Genomic DNA, 3,184 nt, shown 5'->3' with positions numbered 1-3,184 from the left:
GGCCACCGACCCGACCTGGATCTTCCGGCTGACCCGCCGATCGGCGAGCTTGGTCGGTACGGACGGCATTCCGAGCGCCACCGAACCTGGAGCCGTCATGTCCTCACCCGCGATTCCCGGCCACGGTGTCCCGGGCCGCCCTGATGGATTCCTTGAGGGAGGTCATGGTGGCGAGGACGGCGGTGGGCTCGTAGCCGCAGTGCGCCATGCAGTTGGCGCAGCGCGGGTCCTTGCCGCGGCCGTACTTGTCCCAGTCGGTCTCCTCGATGAGCTGCCGGTAGGTGGGCACATAGCCGTCGCTCATCAGGTAGCAGGGCCGCTGCCAGCCGAAGAGCGAGTAGTTGGGGATGGCCCACGCCGTGCAGGGGAAGTCCGCCTTGCCCTCCAGGAAGTCGAGGAAGAGCGGGCTGTGGTTGAGCCGCCAGCGCCTGCGGTTGCCGCCGGAGAACGCCTTGCGGAACAGCTCCCGGGTCTGTTCGACCCCGAGGAAGTGCTCCTGGTCGGGCGCCTTCTCATAGGCGTAGGCGGGCGAGATCATCATCTCGTCCACCTGGAGATCGTCATTGAGGTAGTTGAGCACCTCGATGATGGTCTGCGGGGTGTCGGTGTTGAAGAAGGTCGAATTGGTGGTGACGCGGAAGCCGCGCCGCTTCGCCTCCTTGATCGCCGCCACGGCCTCGTCGAAGACCCCCTCCTTGGCCACCGACTCGTCGTGCCGCTCGCGCAGCCCGTCGATGTGGACCGCGAAGGCGAAGTACGGCGAGGGCGTGAACTTCTCGATCTTCTTGCGCAGCAGTACGGCGTTGGTGCACAGGAAGACGTACTTCCGCTTGGCCACCAACTGGCGCACGATCTCGTCGATCTGCGGGTGCATCAGGGGCTCGCCGCCCGCGATGGACACCATGGGCGCGCCCGACTCCAGCACGGCGCCGACCGCCTGGGCGACCGGCATGCGCTGCTTGAGCACGCCGGCGGGGTGCTGGATCTTGCCGCAGCCCTCGCACTTCAGATTGCAGGCGAAGAGCGGTTCCAGCTCGACGATGAGCGGGAACTTCTCGCGCTTGCGGAGCATTCTCTGTTCAAAGAGGTACGTCCCGACCCGGATGGATTGACGGAGCGGCATGGCCATCTGGCTCACCTCCTGGGGAGCGGCAAAGAACGGTGCCATTCGAAAAAAACGGGAAGGACATCACGCAGTGCACGGAAAGCCGATATTCCACCGCGCAGTGTCCCGAATCGGATGAGCTCATGTTCTGGAGCGTCCACGACCACCCGGACGGCCGCAACCGGACGCGGACCCGCCGCCAGCGCCGCGCCGAGCACGGCGGCGGACTCCATGTCCACGGCGACGGCCCCGCGGGCCGCGAGCCGGGCTCGCTCCTCACCGCGCACGATGCGGTCCGAACAGTACAGCGGACCGCTGTGCACGGTCAGACCCCGCTCGGCGAGCGCCTTTCCGAGCGGGCCGTTGTCCCGGCACGGGGCCGGTGGCCCGGCGTCGCCGCCGGGCACGTCATGGGTCTCCTCGGCGAGGACCACGTCCCCGGGCCGCATGCTGGGGGCGAGCCCGGCACAGAAGCCGGTGGCCAGCACCGGCGCGGCCCGCAGCCGCGGGTCCTCGGCGAGCGCGCGGGTCACCGCCCGCCGGGCCGCCGCCGGCCCCATGCCCGTGCGCAGCAGGGCGACGGGCCCGGCGGCGCCGGCACGGCTGCCGCGGCGCAGGGCCAGCCGCTCGATGCCGAGGGCACAGGTGACCAGAAGCGGTAAGGCCATCAGGCCCCCCGGGCGGCGAGGGCGGGGGCCGGTGCGGCGAGGGAGGCCCCGTGCGGCGTGTCCTTGACGTAGCGGCCCAGGGCGGTGACCGGGAAGACCATCCGGTACAGGTGGTAGTTGATGGAGAAGTCCCAGGGGAAGCCGGTGCCGGTGAAGTACGGCTCGTCCCAGCCGCCGTCCGCCCGCTGGTTCTCCACCAGCCACGCCACGCCCCGCCGTACGGCCTCGCTCTCCCGTTCGCCGGCCGCCAGCAGGGCCATCAGGGCCCAGGCCGTCTGGGAGGGGGTGGTGGCGCCCCGGCCGATCCACTCCCGGTCGCGGTACGAGCGCTGGTCCTCGCCCCAGCCGCCGTCCTCGTTCTGGACGCTCTCCAGCCAGGCGACGGCCCGGCGGATCGCGGGGTGGGAGGTGGGCAGGCCGGCCGCGGTCAGGGCCGGGACCACCGATCCGGTGCCGTAGACGTAGTTGGTGCCCCAGCGGCCGAACCAGGCCCCGTTGGGCTCCTGCTCGGCGAGGAGCCACTCGATGCCGCGGCGGGTGCGCGGGTCGTGCGCCCGGCCCTCCATGGCCAGCATCTCCACCACATGGGCGGTGACGTCCGCCGACGGCGGGTCGATGACCTCGCCGAAGTCGCAGAAGGGCAGCCGGTTGGGCAGCGGGCTGGTGTTGTCGACGTCGAAGGCCCCCCAGGCGCCGTTCCGGGACTGCATGCCCAGGTTCCAGTTCACCCCGCGCCGGACGGCGGCGTCGACCCGCTCGGGCTCCGGGTGCCGCACCCGCCGCAGCGCGAGCACCACCTCGGCGGTGTCGTCGATGTCGGGGTAGTTGTCGTTGTGGAATTCGAACGCCCATCCGCCGGGGGCGAGGGAGGGGCGGCGCACGGCCCAGTCGCCCGGACGGGTGATCTCCTCGCCCAGCATCCAGTCGGTGGCCTTGACCAGGGCCGGGTGGTCGGCGGGCAGCCCCGCGTCCGCCAGGGCGATGGTGGCCAGACAGGTGTCCCAGACCGGGGACTGGCACGCCTCGATCATCCGGACGGGGACGCTCGGCGCGCCCTCGGCGTCGGACTCCGGCTGCTCGGACCAGACGGCGAACCGGTCGAGCGACTCCAGGCCGGCCCGGAGCACCGGGTGGGCCAGGTCGTAGCCCATCAGGTGGAGGGCGATGACGGAGTAGACGGCCGGCGGCTGGATGCCGCCCCAGCAGCCGTCGTTCTCCTGGCGCTCGATGATCCAGCGGGTGGCCGCCTTCATGGCCGCCTTGCGCAGCGGCCGCACGGCGACCCTGTGGTACGCGTGCAGCGCGCGGTCGATGCGCTGGAAGGCTCCGTCCCAGCTCAGGGCGGGGGCCGGCGGGCGCGACCGGTCCACGGCCGTGGTCGTGGGCGGCGGCATCGCCGGTGTCACCGCCG

3 protein-coding genes are annotated in these 3,184 nt (G+C 71.6%); all 3 read right to left on the bottom strand.

Annotated elements, in window-relative coordinates:
* Window positions 1-103: 103 nt before the first annotated feature.
* Entirely contained in the window at window positions 104-1,129 is a 1,026-nt protein-coding gene (hpnH, locus tag ACSNOD_RS29965; protein WP_436770226.1) for an adenosyl-hopene transferase HpnH, read from the bottom strand.
* Between the two features lie 5 nt (window positions 1,130-1,134).
* Window positions 1,135-1,773 carry a phosphorylase family protein gene (locus ACSNOD_RS29960; RefSeq protein WP_436770225.1) on the bottom strand — a complete coding sequence of 213 codons (639 nt, stop codon included), beginning with the start codon at window positions 1,771-1,773 and terminating at the stop codon, window positions 1,135-1,137.
* Window positions 1,773-3,184: squalene--hopene cyclase (gene shc / locus ACSNOD_RS29955; protein ID WP_436770224.1), on the bottom strand; the 1,412-nt coding region annotated here is incomplete at its 5' end. The genes ACSNOD_RS29960 and shc, both read right to left, overlap by 1 nt.

This window comes from Streptomyces sp. URMC 123, from assembly GCF_051386515.1.
In the GTDB taxonomy this organism is placed as follows: domain Bacteria; phylum Actinomycetota; class Actinomycetes; order Streptomycetales; family Streptomycetaceae; genus Streptomyces.
This window is presented reverse-complemented; position numbering and strand designations above follow the sequence as displayed.

What these genes read in the sequence shown, in the direction of transcription:
- hpnH (WP_436770226.1), bottom strand. Translation starts at nt 1,129, where the DNA reads ATGGCCATGCCGCTCCGTCAATCCATCCGGGTCGGGACGTACCTCTTT.
- ACSNOD_RS29960 (WP_436770225.1), bottom strand. Translation starts at nt 1,773, where the DNA reads ATGGCCTTACCGCTTCTGGTCACCTGTGCCCTCGGCATCGAGCGGCTG.